General features: G+C 70.1%; 19 protein-coding genes and 6 tRNA genes. 16 read left to right on the plus strand and 9 right to left on the minus strand.

Annotation, left to right across the window (positions count from 1 at the left end; all coding sequences use genetic code 11):
• Positions 1-2: 2 nt before the first annotated feature.
• Positions 3-1373, minus strand: coding sequence for a protein kinase (locus ACFY1U_RS27130; RefSeq protein ID WP_390696869.1), 1371 nt, complete (start codon positions 1371-1373; stop codon positions 3-5).
• A 196-nt stretch (positions 1374-1569) separates the two neighbouring features.
• Between ACFY1U_RS27130 and ACFY1U_RS27135 the strand changes: the two genes are divergently transcribed.
• The 4 genes from ACFY1U_RS27135 (at position 1570) to ACFY1U_RS27150 (ending at position 3998) form a co-directional block, all read left to right on the plus strand.
• Entirely contained in the window at positions 1570-1845 is a 276-nt protein-coding gene (locus tag ACFY1U_RS27135) for a hypothetical protein (protein ID WP_344405710.1), read from the plus strand.
• 198 nt (positions 1846-2043) lie between these two features.
• Positions 2044-2238 carry a hypothetical protein gene (locus ACFY1U_RS27140; protein WP_351466481.1) on the plus strand — a complete coding sequence of 65 codons (195 nt, stop codon included), beginning with the start codon at positions 2044-2046 and terminating at the stop codon, positions 2236-2238.
• Between the two features lie 444 nt (positions 2239-2682).
• Positions 2683-3618, plus strand: a complete 936-nt coding sequence (locus ACFY1U_RS27145; protein ID WP_390696730.1) for a phosphotransferase — start codon at positions 2683-2685, stop codon at positions 3616-3618.
• 80 nt (positions 3619-3698) lie between these two features.
• The gene (locus tag ACFY1U_RS27150; protein WP_390696731.1) at positions 3699-3998 is read left to right on the plus strand and encodes a zf-TFIIB domain-containing protein; all 300 of its coding nucleotides are present in this window, start codon (positions 3699-3701) and stop codon (positions 3996-3998) included.
• A 47-nt stretch (positions 3999-4045) separates the two neighbouring features.
• Here the strand turns inward: ACFY1U_RS27150 and ACFY1U_RS27155 are convergent.
• The 5 genes from ACFY1U_RS27155 to ACFY1U_RS27175 form a co-directional block, all read right to left on the minus strand.
• Positions 4046-4120 (minus strand) — tRNA-Val (locus ACFY1U_RS27155).
• 29 nt (positions 4121-4149) lie between these two features.
• A tRNA-Val gene (locus ACFY1U_RS27160) sits at positions 4150-4221 on the minus strand.
• Between the two features lie 36 nt (positions 4222-4257).
• Positions 4258-4329: transfer RNA gene (locus ACFY1U_RS27165), tRNA-Val, on the minus strand.
• 1 nt (position 4330) lies between these two features.
• Positions 4331-4404, minus strand: a tRNA-Cys gene (locus ACFY1U_RS27170).
• Positions 4405-4443: 39 nt separating this feature from the next.
• Positions 4444-4516: transfer RNA gene (locus ACFY1U_RS27175), tRNA-Gly, on the minus strand.
• Positions 4517-4694: 178 nt separating this feature from the next.
• Between ACFY1U_RS27175 and ACFY1U_RS27180 the strand changes: the two genes are divergently transcribed.
• The 3 genes from ACFY1U_RS27180 to ACFY1U_RS27190 are packed head-to-tail and all read left to right on the plus strand — an operon-like array spanning position 4695 to position 7438.
• The gene (locus tag ACFY1U_RS27180; RefSeq protein ID WP_390696732.1) at positions 4695-5741 is read left to right on the plus strand and encodes a chorismate-binding protein; all 1047 of its coding nucleotides are present in this window, start codon (positions 4695-4697) and stop codon (positions 5739-5741) included.
• A complete protein-coding gene (locus ACFY1U_RS27185; RefSeq protein WP_390696733.1) occupies positions 5738-6559 on the plus strand; it encodes an aminotransferase class IV in 822 nt (273 codons plus the stop codon). Before ACFY1U_RS27180 ends, ACFY1U_RS27185 begins: the two co-directional genes overlap by 4 nt.
• A gap of 54 nt (positions 6560-6613) precedes the next feature.
• Positions 6614-7438, plus strand: a complete 825-nt coding sequence (locus ACFY1U_RS27190) for a GNAT family N-acetyltransferase (protein ID WP_390696734.1) — start codon at positions 6614-6616, stop codon at positions 7436-7438.
• A 164-nt stretch (positions 7439-7602) separates the two neighbouring features.
• On the opposite strand, the gene ACFY1U_RS27195 is transcribed toward ACFY1U_RS27190, so the two are convergent.
• The gene (locus tag ACFY1U_RS27195) at positions 7603-8127 is read right to left on the minus strand and encodes a DsbA family protein (RefSeq protein ID WP_390696735.1); all 525 of its coding nucleotides are present in this window, start codon (positions 8125-8127) and stop codon (positions 7603-7605) included.
• Between the two features lie 233 nt (positions 8128-8360).
• On the opposite strand from ACFY1U_RS27195, the gene ACFY1U_RS27200 reads away from it, so the two are divergent.
• Positions 8361-8804: a hypothetical protein gene (locus ACFY1U_RS27200; protein ID WP_390696736.1), complete on the plus strand. Its 444-nt coding sequence runs from the start codon at positions 8361-8363 to the stop codon at positions 8802-8804.
• A gap of 154 nt (positions 8805-8958) precedes the next feature.
• Positions 8959-9111, plus strand: a complete 153-nt coding sequence (locus ACFY1U_RS27205; RefSeq protein ID WP_180292031.1) for a hypothetical protein — start codon at positions 8959-8961, stop codon at positions 9109-9111.
• A gap of 69 nt (positions 9112-9180) precedes the next feature.
• Here ACFY1U_RS27205 and ACFY1U_RS27210 read toward each other — a convergent pair whose 3' ends face one another.
• Together ACFY1U_RS27210 and ACFY1U_RS27215 are read right to left on the minus strand one after the other, a co-directional pair.
• A complete protein-coding gene (locus ACFY1U_RS27210) occupies positions 9181-9741 on the minus strand; it encodes a CGNR zinc finger domain-containing protein (protein ID WP_115909304.1) in 561 nt (186 codons plus the stop codon).
• A gap of 242 nt (positions 9742-9983) precedes the next feature.
• Positions 9984-10397: an SsgA family sporulation/cell division regulator gene (locus ACFY1U_RS27215; RefSeq protein ID WP_004002642.1), complete on the minus strand. Its 414-nt coding sequence runs from the start codon at positions 10395-10397 to the stop codon at positions 9984-9986.
• A 201-nt stretch (positions 10398-10598) separates the two neighbouring features.
• On the opposite strand from ACFY1U_RS27215, the gene ACFY1U_RS27220 reads away from it, so the two are divergent.
• From ACFY1U_RS27220 to ACFY1U_RS27250, 7 genes are all read left to right on the plus strand, one after another.
• Complete coding sequence (locus ACFY1U_RS27220; RefSeq protein ID WP_390696737.1) at positions 10599-11063, plus strand: TIGR02611 family protein; 465 nt, start codon at positions 10599-10601, stop codon at positions 11061-11063.
• Positions 11064-11151: 88 nt separating this feature from the next.
• Positions 11152-11223: transfer RNA gene (locus tag ACFY1U_RS27225), tRNA-Val, on the plus strand.
• Between the two features lie 327 nt (positions 11224-11550).
• The gene (locus ACFY1U_RS27230) at positions 11551-12840 is read left to right on the plus strand and encodes an ABC transporter substrate-binding protein (RefSeq protein WP_390696738.1); all 1290 of its coding nucleotides are present in this window, start codon (positions 11551-11553) and stop codon (positions 12838-12840) included.
• A 170-nt stretch (positions 12841-13010) separates the two neighbouring features.
• Positions 13011-13976, plus strand: coding sequence for a carbohydrate ABC transporter permease (locus tag ACFY1U_RS27235; protein WP_390696739.1), 966 nt, complete (start codon positions 13011-13013; stop codon positions 13974-13976).
• Entirely contained in the window at positions 13973-14857 is an 885-nt protein-coding gene (locus ACFY1U_RS27240; protein WP_390696740.1) for a carbohydrate ABC transporter permease, read from the plus strand. The genes ACFY1U_RS27235 and ACFY1U_RS27240 overlap by 4 nt, the downstream gene beginning before the upstream one ends.
• A 10-nt stretch (positions 14858-14867) precedes the next feature.
• Positions 14868-15458 (plus strand): hypothetical protein, encoded by a 591-nt coding sequence (locus tag ACFY1U_RS27245; RefSeq protein ID WP_390696741.1) that lies wholly within the window; start codon positions 14868-14870, stop codon positions 15456-15458.
• A gap of 109 nt (positions 15459-15567) precedes the next feature.
• The gene (locus tag ACFY1U_RS27250; RefSeq protein WP_390696742.1) at positions 15568-18303 is read left to right on the plus strand and encodes a Tat pathway signal sequence domain protein; all 2736 of its coding nucleotides are present in this window, start codon (positions 15568-15570) and stop codon (positions 18301-18303) included.
• Positions 18304-18312: the final 9 nt, after the last annotated feature.

Below are 18312 nucleotides of genomic sequence, written 5' to 3' on the forward strand. Positions count from 1 at the left end.
CCTCAGTCCACGTGGGCGCGCCCCGGCTCCACGTGCTGTTGCCGCTGCGGTACGACGCCGTCGCCACCGCCCAGTCCCCGCGACGGCCCCTGGCACCCCTGTGCCGCGGCGATGCCGAGCGCCACCAGCAGCGTCACGACGACGAACACGAACAGCCGCTGCCGCAGCAACCGCGGATTGGCAGGCCGCCGTCCCGTCCCCGTGGGCCTGGGCGCCGGACGACCGGTGGCGCTGCGCGGCGCGGGCCGGGCCCCCGTGCCCTGGCGGGTCGTGTTCCGCGACCCCGGAGCGGGCCGGGACCCGGAACGCTGGGGCGGCGGGGGGCCACCGCGGGAGACGTTGCCGCCCCGCGAGGGAGCAGCCCCGCCCCGCACCGGAGGGACCCCGCGTGACCCGGCGGAAGCACCCCGCGAAGGAGGAGCCCCCTGCGGGCCCGGGGGACGACGGTGCTCGCGCTGCTGCTCCGGATAGGTCTCGACGAGCCGCCCGGTGGGCCGGTCCGCCTCCCCGGACCGCGGCGCGGGCGGACGCGGGTCGGCGAGCCCCTGCGCCTCACGGGCGGCGATCTCCTTGAGCCGCAGCGAGAGCTGAAGCGTGCTGGGCCGCTCCTCGGGATCCTTCGCCAGACAGGCCCGTACGAGCGGAGCCAGCGCGTCCGGAACGCCGTGCAGCTGCGCCTCCTCGTGCACGACCCGGTACAGCATCACCTCGGAACTGCCGTGCCCGAAGGGCGAGTCACCCATCGACGCGTACGCCAGGGTCGCCCCCAGCGAGAACACGTCCGTGGCCGGGGTGACGGCGGCACCGCGCACCTGCTCCGGCGCGAGAAAGCCGGGGGAGCCGACGGCCGTACCGACATGCGTCAGCGTGGACGCCCCGGTCGCCCAGGCGATACCGAAGTCGATGATCCGCGGGCCCTTCGGGGACAGCAGGATGTTCGACGGCTTGAGATCCCGGTGAACGACGCCGGCCTCGTGCACGGCGACGAGCCCCTCGGACAGGGCGGCTCCCACCGCCGCGACATCGGCGGCACCCAGCGGCCCCCCGTCGGCGACCTTGTCGTGCAGCGACGGCCCGGGCACGTACTGAGTGGCGAACCAGGGCCGTTCGGCGTCGAGATCGGCGGCGACGAGCCGAGCCGTGCACCCGCCCCGGATCCGCCGCGCGGCGGAGACCTCCCGCGCGAACCGGGACCGGAACTCCTGGTCCTCCGCCAGATCCGGCCGGATGACCTTCAGTGCGACCCGCTGCCCCTTCTTGTCGGAGCCCAGGTACACGACGCCCATCCCGCCCGCGCCGAGGCGTCTGTGAAGCCTGAACGAGCCGACGACGCGCGGGTCCTCGCGCCTCAGGCGCATCATCGCCATGTTCATCCCCGCTGCCCGGTCCGTGTGACGTGGCACAGCTTACGTTTCCACGGCCGCCCGCGCGCAGAGGCCGCGCCCTCTCGCCCAGATCGATTGTCAGTGCCGGATGCGAGACTTGAAGGGTGGTCAGGGGCCCGTTGAGCAGGCGGACTTCGGCGGTCCCGCGACCTCAACCACCCATCGACGAAGGGGGATTGGACACGTGAAGGGTGATCGCGTGGAAATAGTCGTGGACGCGGGGGACACGACCCGCACCTACGAGGTGGTGGCCAGCAGAGCGGGCCGCCGGGTGGAGACTGCGGTACGCCGAGGTGTCGTGGAAGTGAGCGAAGTCACCCGCAACGGGTCCGTGGTCCGCACGGCCCGCTTCATGGCGAACCGGGTGCTGGCCCTGGTCGAGCAGCCGATCCCGAGGGAGGACGGCTCGGAGAAGGCCGGGCACACCGGGCGTCCCCTCCGGGAAGACCCTGAGACCTAGGACCTCGTCTCCACCCAGGGGAGTACGCCCCAGCTCACGGCTCATCCTCCGGGAGGCCCGGCAATCGGTACGAGGGCATGACGTGCGGCGAGCGCCGGACGCCTAGATTTGAGGTCAAGCGGCGGGTGCAGCACTCGTCCCCCGAGGTCAGACACCCGCCGCTGCCAACGACAACTGAGAACGGTCAGGAGAGGGACCATGGCCCTAACGGCACCGCGGACACTGATCCGCACCCAGGAGCGCACCGCACTCCGCCGCCGCACGGGCCGCCGCCACCCCCTGGTGGCGACGCTCATGGTCCTCCCCCTGGCGGCCCTGCTCTTCTTCGTCTTCGACGGCTGGGAGACAGTGGCCACACAGGCGTCGTCCGTGGGCGTGATGCTGGGGCGCTGAGCGGCGACCCCAGGCCCGGAAGAGCGGTCCGGGCGGGGACATCCACCCATGAAACCCCGTGGGGACGGGGGTGCGGCGGACGGCAAAAATGCCGGCGCAGCTGGGGAGCTGCGCCGGCATTGCTTTTCCCGGGCCGGGGGCCGAAGACGCACTTCAGCCGGTCCGGCGTTTGAGGACGAGGCCGTTCAGGCCGATCGGGGTCCGGGACGGAGCCCCGAGAGGGTGCAGGGGACGCAGTCCCCGCCGGGGTACAGGGGCGGCAGCCCCTGGCGGGGTCGAAGGGGCGGCAGCCCCTGGGGACGGGACGGGTAGGGGCGGCGGGGGCGCATCCCTCGGCGGCTCCCACCGCGGGCGCCCCAAGACCTGCACCACCGCCGAGTGCCCTGCCCACCCCACCACCCCCGCCCGTACCCTCGCGAGAGACCCGCCGCCCCAGGGAGCCCCGTGACCACCCCCTTGCTCACCGAACTGACCACCCGAGCCAAGGCCAAGGCCCACTCCCGCACGGACACCTGCCCCTGCGGCGCAGCCACCCTCGCCGACCGCCCCGACGCCACAGTCGTCCGCCACGCCGACACGGTCGCCAAGGCCCACGCCCCCACCACCTCCCGCACCGACCTCACCCCCCGCCTCACCGCCGCCACCCGCCTCCCCGGCATCCTCCTGCCCCCACTCGTTTCGACCCCCGTCGACCTGCACGGCCGTCTCGTCACGTTCTGGCCCTACGGCACCCCCGTGGACCCGGACACCCCCGAGGCCGCCCCCTGGGAGCCCGCGGCCACCCTCCTCGCCCGCCTCCACCGCACCCCCGCCCCGACCTCCCTCCCGCCCATGCGAGGCCCCGCCAAGGCCGCCCGAGCCATCGCCCGGCTCAGGGCAACAGCCGCCGCCCACCCCGCCACCCGCCCGGTCCTGCAGGCCTGGAACACCCTCCCGCCCTGGGCCAGGGCCGAAGCCCCCATGCCGGACACCACCACCCTGTGCCACGGCGACCTCCACCTCGGCCAGCTCGTCCGCCACCCCGCCCCCGACGGCCCCTGGCTGCTCATCGACGTCGACGACCTGGGCACCGGCGTCCCCGCCTGGGACCTGGCCCGCCCGGCGGCCTGGTACGCGTGCGGCCTCCTCCCACCGGACGAGTGGACCCGCTTCCTCACCGCCTACCGGACGGCCGGCGGCCCGGCCGTCCCCGCCGACGGCGACCCCTGGCCCGCCCTGGACGTCCCGGCCCGCGCCCTCACGGTGCAGACGGCCGCCCGCGCCACAGCAAAGGCAGCAGCGGAGGACCGCCCCCTGGACGAGGTCGAACTGTCCATGATCGACGCATGTGCCCGAATGGCTTCCCTCCTGCCGGAGTTGACCCCGGAATGCGCGACGTAGGGTGCAACCGACCGCACCCTGACAGAGTCTGTCCTGGCGAAACGCGAAGCAGGACCGACCGGCGAGGAGTTGAGCCGACCATGCAGTGTCCGAAGTGCCATGCGCCGATGCACACGTACAACCGCAACGGTGTCCAGATCGAGCAGTGCAGCGGCTGCCGCGGGATCTTCCTCGACTACGGCGAGCTGGAGGCGCTGACCCGCCTGGAGTCCCAGTGGTCCCAGCCCGCGCCGCCGCCCCCGCCCGCCCCGCAGGCGTACCCGGCCCCGCCCGCGCCCGTCTGGGGCGCCCAGCACGGCGGCCACGGAGGTCACTACGGCGGCCACCACGGCGGTCACCACCGTCACAAGAGCTTCGGCCACATGCTGTTCTCCAGCTGACGGCATACGACGAAACCCCGGCCGTACGAGACGGCCGGGGTTTCGGCTGGTGCGCGATACTGGGATTGAACCAGTGACCTCTTCCGTGTCAGGGAAGCGCTCTCCCGCTGAGCTAATCGCGCAGGTGAACCTGCATGTGGTGCGTACTGCGTGCGCGATACTGGGATTGAACCAGTGACCTCTTCCGTGTCAGGGAAGCGCTCTCCCGCTGAGCTAATCGCGCGGGTGTGGATCTCACCGTACGTGCTGGAAGATCCAGTGGACGATACTGGGATTGAACCAGTGACCTCTTCCGTGTCAGGGAAGCGCTCTCCCGCTGAGCTAATCGTCCTTGGAGGTGGAGACGGGATTTGAACCCGTGTAGACGGCTTTGCAGGCCGTTGCCTCGCCTCTCGGCCACTCCACCAGGAGTGCAGGGGTTCGGGAAGATCCCCTGTTTCCATCGAGCGGACGACGAGGCTCGAACTCGCGACCTCAACCTTGGCAAGGTTGCGCTCTACCAACTGAGCTACGTCCGCTTGTCGTTTCGGTCCGCTCTCACGGCCCGGCGACGAGTTGAACTCTAGCGGATTCCCGGGCCAGCACAAAAACGCGTTTGCGCAGCGTGCTGCGCTGCACCTGCTCGCGTACGTGGTCAGGGCCCCCGAAGGGACACGGCAGGGCCACCTTCACGACACCCGCCCTAGACTCGACTGCGTGCTCGACCTCCCTCCTCTCGCCCGCTTCGGTGACCGCGTCGCCACCGGACTCCTCGACGTCACCAGTGATCCCGCGGCCCTCGACTCCACCGGTTTCTGGGCCGTCGTGGCGGACTTCGAGGGCAGGTTGACCTGCGCCCGCTTCAGGGACGTACGAGTGGAGCCCGTGCCCGCGCCGGTGCCGGGGGAGTGGCGGGGACCGGCAGCCGGTGACTGGACGTCCTCCCTCGACCACGGGGCGTACACGGCGGGTGTGCGCCGGATCCGCGAGCACATAGCGGCCGGCGAGGTCTATCAGGCGAACCTCTGCCGGGTGCTCTCCGCGCCCGTCGCGCCCGACGCCGACGTGGACGCCCTGACCGCGCTGCTGGCCCGCGGCAACCCCGCACCGTATGCAGGAACGATCCGGCTGCCCGGTCACGGGGTCGAGATAGCCACCGCCTCGCCGGAGCTCTTTCTGCGGCGCGGCGGCCGTGTCGTGGAGTCCGGGCCGATCAAGGGCACCGGGCGCACCGAGGCTGACCTGCTGGAGAAGGACTACGCCGAGAACGTGATGATCGTGGACCTGGTCCGCAACGACATCGGACGTGTCTGCGCCACCGGCAGCGTGAGCGTCCCCGATCTGTGCGCCGTCGAGAAGCACCCGGGGCTCGTCCATCTCGTGTCGACGGTCCGCGGCGAGCTGCGGGCCGACGCCGGCTGGCCCGAACTGCTCGACGCGGCCTTCCCGCCCGGATCGGTCACCGGCGCACCCAAGTCCAGCGCCCTGCGGATCATCGAAGCCCTGGAGACCGCGCCCCGCGGCCCGTACTGCGGCGGCATCGGCTGGGTCGACGCGGACCGGGCGGCCGGCGAGCTGGCGGTCGGCATCCGCACCTTCTGGATCGACCGCGCCGAGGGCGTCCTGCGCTTCGGGACGGGCGCGGGCATCACCTGGGGCTCCGACCCGGAGGCGGAGTGGCGGGAGACCGAGCTGAAGGCGGCCCGACTGCTCGCGGTAGCGTCGGGGACGTACGAGGTGAGTGGAGAGGGACTACAGACGTGAAGATCTGGCTCGACGGCGGGCTGCAGGACATCGAGTCCGCCCGCGTCTCCGTCTTCGACCACGGGCTGACCGTGGGCGACGGCATCTTCGAGACCGTGAAGGCGACGGGCGGGAAGACGTTCGCGCTCACCCGGCACCTCGACCGGCTGACCCGCTCCGCGCGCGGCCTCGGCCTGCCCGACCCCGACCAGGCCGAGATCCGCCGCGCCTGCGCCGCCGTCCTCGAGGCCAACCCGATGCCGCTCGGCCGGCTGCGCATCACCTACACCGGCGGCCACGGCCCGCTCGGCTCCGACCGCGGTGAGCACGGCCCGACCCTCGTCGTCGCCCTGGGCGAGACCACCCGCCGCCCCGACTCCACGGCCGTGATCACCGTGCCGTGGACCCGCAACGAACGCGGCGCCCTCACCGGCCTGAAGACGACCTCGTACGCCGAGAACGTCGTCGCCCTCGCCCGGGCGCACCAACACGGCGCGTCGGAAGCCCTGTTCGCGAACACCGTCGGGCAACTCTGCGAGGGCACCGGCTCGAACGTCTTCGTCGTCCTCGACGGCGAGATCCACACCCCGCCGGTCGCCTCGGGCTGCCTCGCGGGCATCACGCGCGCGTTGGCCGTCGAGTGGACCGGTGCCAAGGAAACCGACCTGCCGCTCGACGTCCTGGAGCGCGCGGACGAGGTGTTCCTCACCTCCACCCTGCGCGACGTCCAGGCCGTGCACCGCGTCGACGACCGCGAACTGCCGGGCGCACCGGGCCCGGTGACCGCCAAGGCCATGCGGATCTTCGACGAGCGGTCCGGGGACGATCTGGATCCGTAGGAGCCCGGGAAAACAGGCTGCCAAGGAGCGGGTCAGGCGGGTAGAACACCCCTGATGACCACGACTCTGCGGCCGACCGAGCCGCTTCAGCACAACGCCGACGGGACGCGTTCGCGCCGATTCCAGGTGTGCGTGAACAGCCGGCCCGTCGGCACCCTGCATCTCGGCACCTCGCCGGGCTTCGGCGACAGTGTGGCCCGCATCGACGACCTGCGGATCGAGGAGCCGGACCGGCGTCGCGGGCGGGGCACGGTGGCCGCGCTGGCCGCGGAGGAGGTGGCGCGCGGCTGGGGATGCCGGCAGATCGAGGCGGTCGTGCCCGGTGACGCGGAGCCGGCGCTGCGGCTCGTCGAGGCGCTCGGCTACGTGCTGCGCAACCGCGGCATGGAGAAGCCGCTCGGCGGCACTGCGCCCGCACTGCCGGAAGGCAGCCGGGGCCGGCCCATGACCGAGGCCGACTACGAGGCGTGGTTCGCGCACGAGACCGAGCACTACGCCCGCGTGTGGATCGAGCGGGGCGTGCCCGAGGCCGACGCGTACGAGAGATCCAGGCGCGACCACGAGAGGCTGCTGCCGCAAGGGCTGGACACACGGGACATGCAGTTCAGCGTCCTCGAACACGAGGGGACGCGCGTCGGCACCCTCTGGGTGGCCCTGCTGGAGGACAAGGCCTACGTCTACGACGTCGCGGCCGACGCCGCCCACCGCGGACACGGACACGGCCGCACCCTCATGCTCCTGGCGGAGACCCAGGCGATCACCGCGGGCCGACGCGTCCTCGGCCTCAACGTCTTCGCCGGCAACACCCCGGCCGAGCGGCTCTACGAGTCACTCGGCTACCGGACGACGCAGTACGCCCTGTACAAGCCGCTGCTCTGAGCGGACCCGCGCCCCGAGGGGCGCGGGGCTGTGCCGATCAGCGGCTCCGCCGCGATGGGGATCCCCCCGCTCGAGCGAAGCCGAGAGCGGGTGAGCGACCATCCACGACGGCGCCGCAGACGACAACCCGTGGCCGCACATTCCGCGGAGCGCCGAGCAGCCGGTCAGGCCCCCGCCTCGGCCAGCAGCCGGTCCGCGATCTCCTCGATCCGCTCCCGCAGCCCCTCCTGGCTCTTGCCGCCGTCCAGGCGCTGACCGTCGATGACGTACGTCGGGGTGCCGGTCACGCCGATCGCCTTGCCCTCGGCCTGGTCGGCGTCGACGATCAGGATGTGCCGGCCGTCGATCAGCGCGGTGTCGAACTCCTCGGCGTCCAGGCCGAGTTCGGCGGCCACCTCGACCAGGAGGGGTTCTCCCTTACGGTCCAGCTCCTCGACCCGCGCCAGCACCGCCTCGACGTACGCCCAGCCCTTGCCCTGCTCGAGGGCCTCCTCGGCGGCCTGTGCGGCGGCGAAGGCGTGCTTGTGCTTCTCCAGCGGGAAGTGCCGCAGCCGCAGCTCCAGCCGGTCGCCGTAGCGGGCACGCAGGGCACGCAGATCGGCGAGGGCGCTACGGCAGTCGGGGCACTGGAGTTCGCACCAGACGTCGAGGACGGGTGCGGCGGGAGGCACGGGGGAGGAGTCGCTCATGCCGTCAGTCTCCCAGTCCGGACGCGGTCGACCCAATCGAAGCCCGGCCTCGGGGACCCGCGCCCGGGACCCTGATCCACATCCGGGGGACTGCCCGGGACCGGCACCTTCGGAGGAGCCGACCCGGAGATGTCCCTGATGTCCGCCCGGACCATGGCCGCGCGGGGGCCGGGCGGTGCAGGATGGAAGGGACGAAGTGCCCCTGCCCGACCGAGCCCTGCCTGGAGGACCGGATGATTGCCGAGACCGTCTGTTCCGCCGTGTCCGCGGCTGGCCTGGGCATCGCGGTGGTCACGGCCTACCGTAAGCGCTTCCTCGCGGCCGCCCGCATCGCCGCCTACTCACTCGTCCCCATCGGCCTGGTGATGACCGGCACCGTGCAGTGGCTGGCGGACACCGCCTTCAGTCCGACGGCCTGGGCGGGCTTCGGCGTGCTCGGCGCCGCCTGGCTGCTGTTCTCCACCACGCGCGCGGTGGAGCGCCGCCGGGGCGGCACCCGCAAGGAGCGCAGGGAAGCCAGGGCCGCGGGGCGGCGCGAAGCCGTCGCTCCGTCGGCGTCCGCGCCTTCCCTGGGCCCGGGAGCCCGTCCGGCGACCCGGCCCGCGAGCGCGCCCCGTACCGAGTCGGCGGACGACTTCAGCGACATCGAGGCCATCCTCAAGAAGCACGGCATATGACCCGCGCATGACGACTGAAACGACACAGTGGATCAAGGCTGTGGCGTGAAATGATCACGACCTGAACCGGACTTCACGGAATCCGGCGAACTGCCGGTCAATCCGGGCGTGTTGAGCGCACCGGACATGCGGATTGCGCCATCATCGCCGCGAGATGCTGGACACGGAACACGGCGATACCGCGCCGCCGAAGGACGAGCCGCGCGGATGCCTCTTCGCCCTTTCCCAGCCACCGCTGATGATCTTCCTTGCGGTGATCGGGTGTCTGCTGCTCATGGCCTCGTTGCACGACCTGCTGATGCTGTGAGCCGTACCCGTGGTCCCCGGCGCCACCCGCGGGGGACCACGTCGACATCCTTGTCCGGACGCTCGGGCGTCAGCCCGCCGCCTCCTTGCGCCGTGCCCGGTACGCGGCCACGTGCAGGCGGTTTCCGCAGGTGCGGCTGTCGCAGTAGCGGCGCGACCGGTTGCGGGAGAGGTCGACGAAGGCGCGCCGGCAGTCGGGGGCCTCACAGCGGCGCAGCCGCTCCTGCTCACCGGCCACCACGAAGAAGGCCAGAGCCATCCCGCAGTCGGCCGCAAGATGGTCGGCGACGGAGGCGCCGGGCGCGAAGTAGTGCACATGCCAGTCGTAGCCGTCGTGGTCCGTGAGGCGCGGAGTCGTACCCGCGGCGGCGACCAGCTCGTTGATCACACCGGCGGCGGTCCGGGCGTCGTGCGCCGCGAACACCGAGGCGAACCGGCCGCGGATCTTGCGCACGGCCGAGAGGTCGAACTCCGAGAGCGCCCCCACATCGCTGATTTCGTGGTTTCGTACGAAATCCTCGAGAGCCGCGACGTCGGGCAGTCCGTCCGGCGCCGCGTGGTCCTCCGGTGCGGTGTTCACCAGATCCACCACGGTGTCGAGCGCGCACCGGGTGTCGTGGGTGATCAGCACGTTTCGCTCCCTGGCCTGGGGGTCGGGCGGACGCCCGCCTCATGCTGGCCGATGGTAGTGGCTTGCCGCCCCGCTGCGGGCGGTCCTGCCACCGGGGCACCTTCCCCCTGCCCCGTCGCACACACCGGCGCCGCCCCACGACTCGATCGCGGCGGCGGCGCTGATGCGTACCGTATGCAGTTGTTCTGGCCCGAGCCGTCTCCCCGAGTCGACGGCGCCGGGCGGCTTCGTGGTGCCTCGCCCTAGCTCTCCGCCAGGATGTGCGAGAGCTCCTGGTCGAGATCGAAATGCCGGTGTTCCGTGCCGGGAGGCACAGCGGCGTCGGTTCGCTTCAGGAAGGATTCCAGCGCCCGCGCCGGGGCTTCCAACAGGGCCTCGCCCTCCGGAGAGCTCAGGGCGATGCACACGACCCCCTGACCGTGACTGCGCGACGGCCAGACACGGACGTCGCCGGTGCCGGTGGGCCGGTGCAGGCCTTCCGCGAGGAGGTCGCGGGCGAACACCCACTCGACGGTTTCCTCGGCTCCGGTGTGGAAGGTGGCGTGCACGGCGTAGGGGTCGGCCGTGTCGTACCGCAGGCCTGCGGGGACAGGCAGGGAGGACTCGCTCGACACAACGAGGCGCAGGTGCAGCTCGCAGCTGACCGTGGTGTTCATAAGCGCCAGGGCCTTTCGCTCAGTGTGCGCTCGGGGATTCGCACGTCGGCGAAATCGACATGCCACCTACGGTGCCGTTGTAAACCCCTCTGAGTGTTTTGCGTGCCTTTACGTAACTCTTCCGGCCGATGGGTCGTTCGCGCGGTACGGCCATTCCGGTGACCGGTTTCCGCTCAGTAAAGTAAGGTAAAGTTTGGCCGTATGAATACGGGGAGTAGCCGGACCGAGGGAGTGCCGGACGAGGCTGCCGTGGCATCGGACGAGACCAGGCCGGACGGAGCGCAGGGCGAGCAAGGGCTCGGCTCCAAGGCTCCGGCGTTCATCAAGAGGCGTCGCGCCCTGCATCTGAGCTGGCAGGTCGGGGTCTTCGTCGTCGGCCTCGCGGTCGTGGTCGCCGGCATCGTCATGCTGCCGCTGCCCGGCCCCGGCTGGGTGGTGATCTTCGGCGGCATGGCCATCTGGGCGACCGAGTTCGTCTGGGCCCAGCTGGTGCTCCGCTGGACGAAACGCAAGGTCACCGAGGCGGCCCAGCGAGCCCTCGATCCCAAGGTGCGGCGCCGCAACATCACGCTGACGGTGATCGGTCTCGTGATCGTGGGCGTGCTGGCCGGGATCTACCTCTGGAAGTTCGGCGTCGTGATGCCCTGGAAGATCAAGGATCAGTGATCCGCGCGGCAGGCGCGGGTGCCGGTGTGCGCTGGTTCGTGCTGGTCACAGGCACCCCCTGACATGGGGTAATGTTCTTCCTGCGTCCGGGCGATTAGCTCAGTGGGAGAGCGCTTCGTTCACACCGAAGAGGTCACTGGTTCGAACCCAGTATCGCCCACCCGGATCGGCGGCCCGTCTGTGAGAGCAGGCGGGCCGTGGTCGTGTGAACCCCGGTTCCGTGCTCCGGTGAGTTCCGGCCGAGCCGCATCCGTGTGCGGATGGCCAGTTGATGTTCGGTCCGTCGATCGCAGGCGTCTCACCTGCGATATCGCCCCCTCTCGCCGCACGCTCTGGCGCTGATGCGCCGTCAACGCGTCCGAGCGCCCGGTAAGAAATTCCTGTCCGAATCATTGACGCACCCCGGGGCCCTCCGTAACTTGTGGCAGCAAGCGCTTACTTGAAACGATTCATGCAGGCGGCAATGATGCCGGGGAGGGGCCCGACTGTGGGAACCAGCAGGAATGTTGAGAGGCGTGCGATCCTCAAGGTCGCCGGGGCGTCGGCGGCAGCGCTGGGGCTGGCCGCGACGACGGGCTGCGGCGGCGACAGCGGCACCTCCGCCGACGGGACGGTGACGATCCGTTACTCCTGGTGGGGTGCCGACGAGCGGGCCAAGAAGATCAACCAGACCATCAAGCTCTTCGAGAAGAAGTACCCGAAGATCAAGGTGAAGACGGACTTCCAGGACTACGTCTCATTCTGGGAGAAGTTCCAGACGCAAGCAGCCGGCGGAAATCCACCGGACGTTTTCCAAAACGCCGTCACTTTCCTTCGGAAGTACGACAAGAGAAGCGTCCTGCTCGACCTCAAGTCCCAGATCGACGCGGGGAATCTGAGCCTCGGCGACTTCCGTGCGGGCGTCACCAAGGTCGGCGAGGTCGACGGCAAGCAACTCGGCATCCCCGTCGGCTCCAACACGATGGCGCTGGTCATCGACAAGAAGGTCTTCCAGAAGGCGGGCGTCGAGCCGGCCACGGGCTGGACCTGGGACGACTACTTCAAGGCCCTCAAGACCATCCACGACAGGACCAAGGTGCCGGGCGACACGGGCTACTTCAGCATCATGTACCTGTACGACCTGTATCTGCGGCAGAACGGAAAGGCGTTCTACACCAAGGACGGGCTCGGTTTCGACAAGGCCGATCTGACGGAGTGGTGGCAGGACGGCTACGGCCGCGTGAGAGCCGGCATCATCACCGACCCCAAGACCGTCGAGCAGGACCGGCCCAAGTCCTCCCTCTCCGCCGGCCACGGGGCCTCGGAATTCACCTGGGACAACTTCACCGTTCGCTACACGGCCGAGGGCAGCAGCGAGTACGGCCTCGCGCCGATCCCCACCATGGACGGCAAGCACACCGGGCAGTACCTGGCCTCCCTGATGCTGAGTGCCTCCGCACGCACCCGGCATCCGAAGCAAGTCGCCCAGTTCATCGACTTCATGGTCCACGACCCGGAAGTCGGCAAGATCATGGGCTACGACCGGGGCATTCTCGCCTCGACCCAGCAGTACGACGCGTTCAAGCCGACCGACCCGGTCAACAAGGAGATCGCGCAGTACGAGGCGGACACCGCCAAGGCCGGCGTCCTCGGCACGATCACTCCGCACCCCTCCGGCGCCGACACCATCGAGGCGGCCTTCCTGCGCATCGGCGGCGACCTGGCCCAGGGCAAGACGAAGCCCTCCGCCGCGGTGAAGCAGTTCTTCGACGAGTCGCAGGCCGCCTTCCAGGCATAGCGCTCCGCTAGGGGTGCGGTTTGTTGGTTTTTGTCTGCTGTGCCGTCGTGGCTGGTCGCTCCCCCACTCTCGGCTTCGCTCGAGCGGGGGGATCCCCATCGCGGCGGAGCCGCATATCGGGCACAGCCCCGTGCCCCTTTGGGGCGCTCCGGAACCGATTGGGAAGCACCGTGACACTCCTCAAGGAATCACCGCCCGCCGCCCGGAAGGTCCGTTCCGCCGCCCCCGCCGCCGTCAAGCAGCGGGGGCGGCGGGAGAACCTCGCCGGCTATCTCTTCATGTCACCGTGGATCGCGGGCTTCTTGCTCCTGACCGCGGGCCCCATGGTCGCCTCGCTCTACTTCGCGTTCACCGACTACAACCTCTTCAACACCCCGAAGTGGGTCGGTCTCGACAACTTCACCAAGATGTTCGACGACCCCCGCTGGCAGAAGTCGGTGGAGGTGACGGCCAAGTACGTGATCATCGGCACCCCGCTGAAACTGCTGCTCGCCCTCGGGGTCGCCCTGCTGCTCGCGCAGAGCCGCCGCGGACAGGCCTTCTACCGGACCGCGTTCTACGCGCCCTCGCTCATCGGGGCGAGCGTCTCGGTCGCCTTCGTCTGGCGGTCGATCTTCTCCGACAACGCCATCGTCGACCGTACGATGTCGGTCCTCGGCTTCCATGTCGGCGGCTGGGTCGGCAACCCCGACTGGATCCTCTACTGCCTGGTCGCCCTCACCGTCTGGCAGTTCGGCGCGCCCATGGTCATCTTCCTCGCCGGGCTCAAGCAGGTGCCCAAGGAGTTGTACGAGGCCGCAGAGCTGGACGGCGCCGGGGCCTTCCGCACGTTCTGGAGCATCACGCTCCCGATGATTTCCCCGGTGCTGTTCTTCAACGTCCTGCTGGAGACGATCCACTCGTTCCAGATCTTCGGCTCGGCCTATGTCGTCTCCAACACCTACTGCGGCCCGGCCGACGCGACGCTCGTCTACACCTGCTACCTCTACCAGCAGGGCTTCAAGAACGCCCAGATGGGCTTCGCCTCCGCGATGGCCTGGATGCTGCTGCTCGCCGTGGCCCTGGTGACCGCCGTCCTGTTCTGGTCGCAGAAGAAATGGGTGCATTACGAGAACGACACGGAGGACGCCCGATGAGCGCCACCACCCCCGCCACCCCGAAGCCGCTCGGCGGTCTCGGCCGCAGGCGCGCCGGCTCGCTCGCGTGGCACATCGGCTCGCTGCTGGTCCTCGCGGTCGTCCTCTATCCCGTCGTCTGGGTGATCGGCGCGTCCTTCAAGCCGAGCAAGGACATCATCAACGGTCTTCAGCTGTTCCCCGCCCATCCCATCCTGGAGAACTTCAAGGGCCTGGCCGACGGTATCGCCGACATCTCGATCTGGACGTTCTTCCAGAACTCCCTTCTGTACGCGGGCGGCGCCGTCGTCGGCATCCTGATCTCCTGCTCGCTGACGGCGTACGCCTTCGCCAAGATCAGGTTCGCGGGCCGGAACCTGCTGTTCTCGCTGATGATCGGCACACTCCTGCTGCCGTATCACGTGCTGCTGATCCCGCAGTACGTGATGTTCCAGAAGCTGGAGCTGATCAACACCTATGTTCCGCTGCTGCTCGGCAAGTACCTGGCCACGGAGGCCTTCTTCGTCTTCCTGATGGTGCAGTTCATGCGCAACCTGCCGAGGGAGCTGGACGAGGCCGCCCGGATCGACGGCTGCGGGCATCTGCGGATCTACTGGTCGATCGTGCTGCCGCTGTGCCGGCCCGCGCTCATCACCAGCGCCATCTTCACCTTCATCAACGCCTGGAACGACTTCATGGGCCCGTTGATCTACCTCAACGAGCCCGGCAAGTACACCGTCTCCCTCGGCATGATGATGTTCCGCGACTCCGACGGCGTCGCCGCCAACTACGGCGGTCTCATCGCGATGTCGCTGGTGGCGCTGCTGCCGGTGCTGCTGTTCTTCCTCGCCTTCCAGCGCTATCTGATCGACGGTATGGCCACCTCCGGACTGAAGGGCTGAGGCGGTCACCATGGCCGAAGCGCGGGTCAAAGCACGCAAGGAGTCGGTGTTCGCGGAGCGGTTCGGGGTCTTCGCCGAGTGTCTGCTCACCGGGGTGTGGATCGCGGTGGCCTCGCTGGGCGTGGTGACCTTTCCGGCCGCCTTCGCCGCCGGGTCGCGGCATCTGCGCCGTCGCATGGGCCATGCGGGCGGCGGCTGGCGGGAGTTCGTCGGCGACTTCCGTACGGCCGTGCGCGGCGGGTGGGCCGCCGGGCTCGCCGGGTGGGTCGCGGCGCTCCTGGTCTGGGTCGACGTCCAGGCCGCTCGCGCCGGGCTGCCCGGGGGGCCGTTCGTGGGGGCCGTCGGCCTGTTCGCGCTGATCGGACTCGTCGTGGCCGGGCTGCGGGCGGCGGCGCTCTGGGAGCCGGGGGCGGCCTGGCGGTCGCTGCTCGCCGACGCCGGCCGCCGCACCGTCCTCGACCCCGCCGGATCCTTCCTCCTCGTCGGCGGAGCGGTCCTCGTCGTCTGTTCCGCCCTGCTGATCGCGCCGCTGGCGGTCCCCGTCCTCGGGGCCGTCGCGGCCGCGGCCGTCGCCGTGGAGGAGCGGTACCGGCGCCGCTGACGGACGGTGCCCTCGTCCGAGGCCGGCGCCCGGGCGCCGTATGTCTCTGTCATGCCCCTGACTGGCTGCACGGAAGAAACGTCCCGCACGGAAAGGAAAGGCTGAACTCATGTCTCCCATCCCCCGCAGATCCCTCCTCAAGGCGGCCGCCGTCGCCGGAGCCGCCGCGCAGTTCAGCTGGGCCCCAGGAGCCGAGGACGCCCAGGCCGCGCCCAGAGCCGAGGCCGCGGCCGGCGATCCCGTGACCCTGGACTGGCTGGAGGACGGCGGCCTGGGGGCCGCACCCGGCTCCACCGTCGGCGTCCCCTGGCCGAAGGGCGCCTACCAGCCCGACCAGGCCTTCGCGCTCACGGACGCGGACGGCAAGGCCGTGCCCGTGCAGTCCTGGCCGATCGCGTACTGGCCGGACGGCTCCCTCAAGTGGTCGGCGCACGCGGTGAGTTCGGGCTCCGGCAAGCTCACCCTCGCCGCCGGTGACGCGGCGGCCCCCGACCACAAGGTCACCGTCGACAAGAGCGGCGGCACCATCGACGTCTCGACCGGTGTCATCACCGCCAAGATCGGCAAGAACGGCTCCACCCTCATCAAGTCGGTGATCCGCGGATCGACGGAGATCGCCAGGAACGGACGGCTCGTCCTGATCCGCCAGCCGGAGATCGAGGACGAGGACCAGGGCACGGTGAAGACCGAGCGCTTCGACGGTGCCGTCGGCGAGGTCACCGTCGAACAGGAGGGCCCGGTCCGGGCCGTCGTCCGCATCGACGGCAAGCACCGCAGGGGCGACCGGAGCTGGCTGCCGTTCTCCGTCCGGCTGTACTTCTACGCCGGCGCCGACTCCTTCCGGATGGTGCACACCATCACCTACGACGGCACCCAGGAGCCCGGCAAGGCCGGCGGCGACTTCATCCGCGGGCTCGGGGTGCGCTTCGGCGTCCCGATGCGGGACGCGTCGTACGACCGGCACATCCGCGTCGGCGGCGAGGGCACCGGACTGCTGCGGGAGGCGGTCAAGGGCATCACCGGCCTGCGCCGCGACCCCGGCGCGGCCGTGCAGGCGGCCCAGTACGCGGGCCAGAAGCTGCCCGACCCGTCCACCTGGGACCAGCGGGTGACGACCCGGCTGCAGTACATCCCGGAGTGGGGTGACTACACCCTCTCCCAGCTCTCCGCCGACGGCTTCACCCTGCGCAAGCGCACCAAGAAGGGCTACGGCTGGATCGCCGCCGGCGGCGGCAGGCGCGCCTCCGGCTTCGGCTATGTCGGTGGCGCGAGCGGCGGATTCTCCTTCGGCCTCAGGGACTTCTGGGAGAAGCACCCCGCCCAGCTCGACATCCGCGACGCCCACACCGACGAGGCGGAGGTCACCCTCTGGCTCTGGTCGCCCGAGGCCCAGCCCATGGACCTGCGCTTCTACCACGACGGCATGGGCCAGGACACCTACGCCAAGCAGCTCGAAGGCCTCAACATCACCTACGAGGACTACGAGCCGAAGTTCGGCACCCCCTACGGCATCGCCCGCACCTCCGAACTCCTCTTCTGGGCCAACGAGTCGACCCCGGCCGCCGAGAAGCTCGCCGAGCAGGTCGAGGCCGTACGCGTGCTGCCGCAGCTCGCCGCCCCGCCGGGGCAGCTCATCAAGGCCAAGGTCTTCGGCCCGGGCCTGTACTCCGAGCCGGACCGCTCCACACCGGCCAAGGCGAAGATCGAGGACCACCTCGACTTCCTCTTCACCTACTACAAGGACCAGGTGGAGCAGCGCCGTTGGTACGGCTTCTGGGACTACGGCGACTTCATGCACACCTACGACACCGTGCGCCACCAGTGGCGGTACGACGTCGGCGGCTACGCCTGGGACAACTCCGAGCTCTCGCCGGACATCTGGCTCTGGATGGCCTACCTCCGCTCCGGCCGCGCGGACATCTTCCGCTTCGCCGAGGCCCTCACCCGGCACACGGGTGAGGTCGACGTCTACCACCTGGGCGACTGGGCGGGCCTCGGCACCCGGCACGGCGTCCAGCACTATGCCGACAGCGCCAAGCAGCAGCGCATCGCCAACACCACCTACCGGCGCTACTACTACTTCCTCACCGCCGACGAACGCGTCGGCGACCTCATGCACGCCAACGTCGACTCCGACGAGACCTTCCTGGTGCTGGACCCGCAGCGCAAGGTCCGCACCGATCCGTACACACCCGACCGGCACGCCCTGTCGATCGGCTTCGGCACCGACTGGAGTGGTCTGGTGTCCGCGTGGCTGACCGAGTGGGAGCGCAAGGGCCCCAAGTGGGAGAAGGCCAAGGCGCGGGTGCTGTCGACGATGGAGGGCATCGCCGCCCAGCCCAACGGGTTCGTCCAGGGCAGCGGGCTGTACGACCTCGACACCGGCAAGTTCGCCGTCGCCTCGGCGCCCGTGGTCTCCGTCTCGCACCTGTCGGCCGTCTTCGGCCTGGGCGAACTGTGCGCCGAGCTCATCGACCTCGTGGACATGCCCGAGTTCAATCAGGCGTACTTCGACTACTGTCGCTACTTCAACGCCACCAAGGCCGAGCAGAAGGCCCGCTACGGCTCCGACTTCGGCACCCTGCTGCTGTTCCAGGGGCATTCGCGCCTCGACGCGTACGCCGCCGTACAGACCGGTGACGCTGCGCTGGCCAAGCGGGCGTGGGCGAAGTTCTACAGCTCGGACGGGTATACGGAGGCTTCGCCCTGGAAGACGGAGGCTTTGAGCGGGCCCGTGACGTTGGTTGCGGGGAGCGAGGCGGCCTGGGTTTCGTCGAATGACACGGCGCTGTACGGGCTTGCGGCCATTGAGAATCTGGCGCTGCTCGGCGACAAGATGCCGTAACGCTCCGCT

The sequence above is a fragment of the Streptomyces sp. NPDC001351 genome (genome assembly GCF_042896045.1).
Classification (GTDB): Bacteria; Actinomycetota; Actinomycetes; order Streptomycetales; family Streptomycetaceae; genus Streptomyces.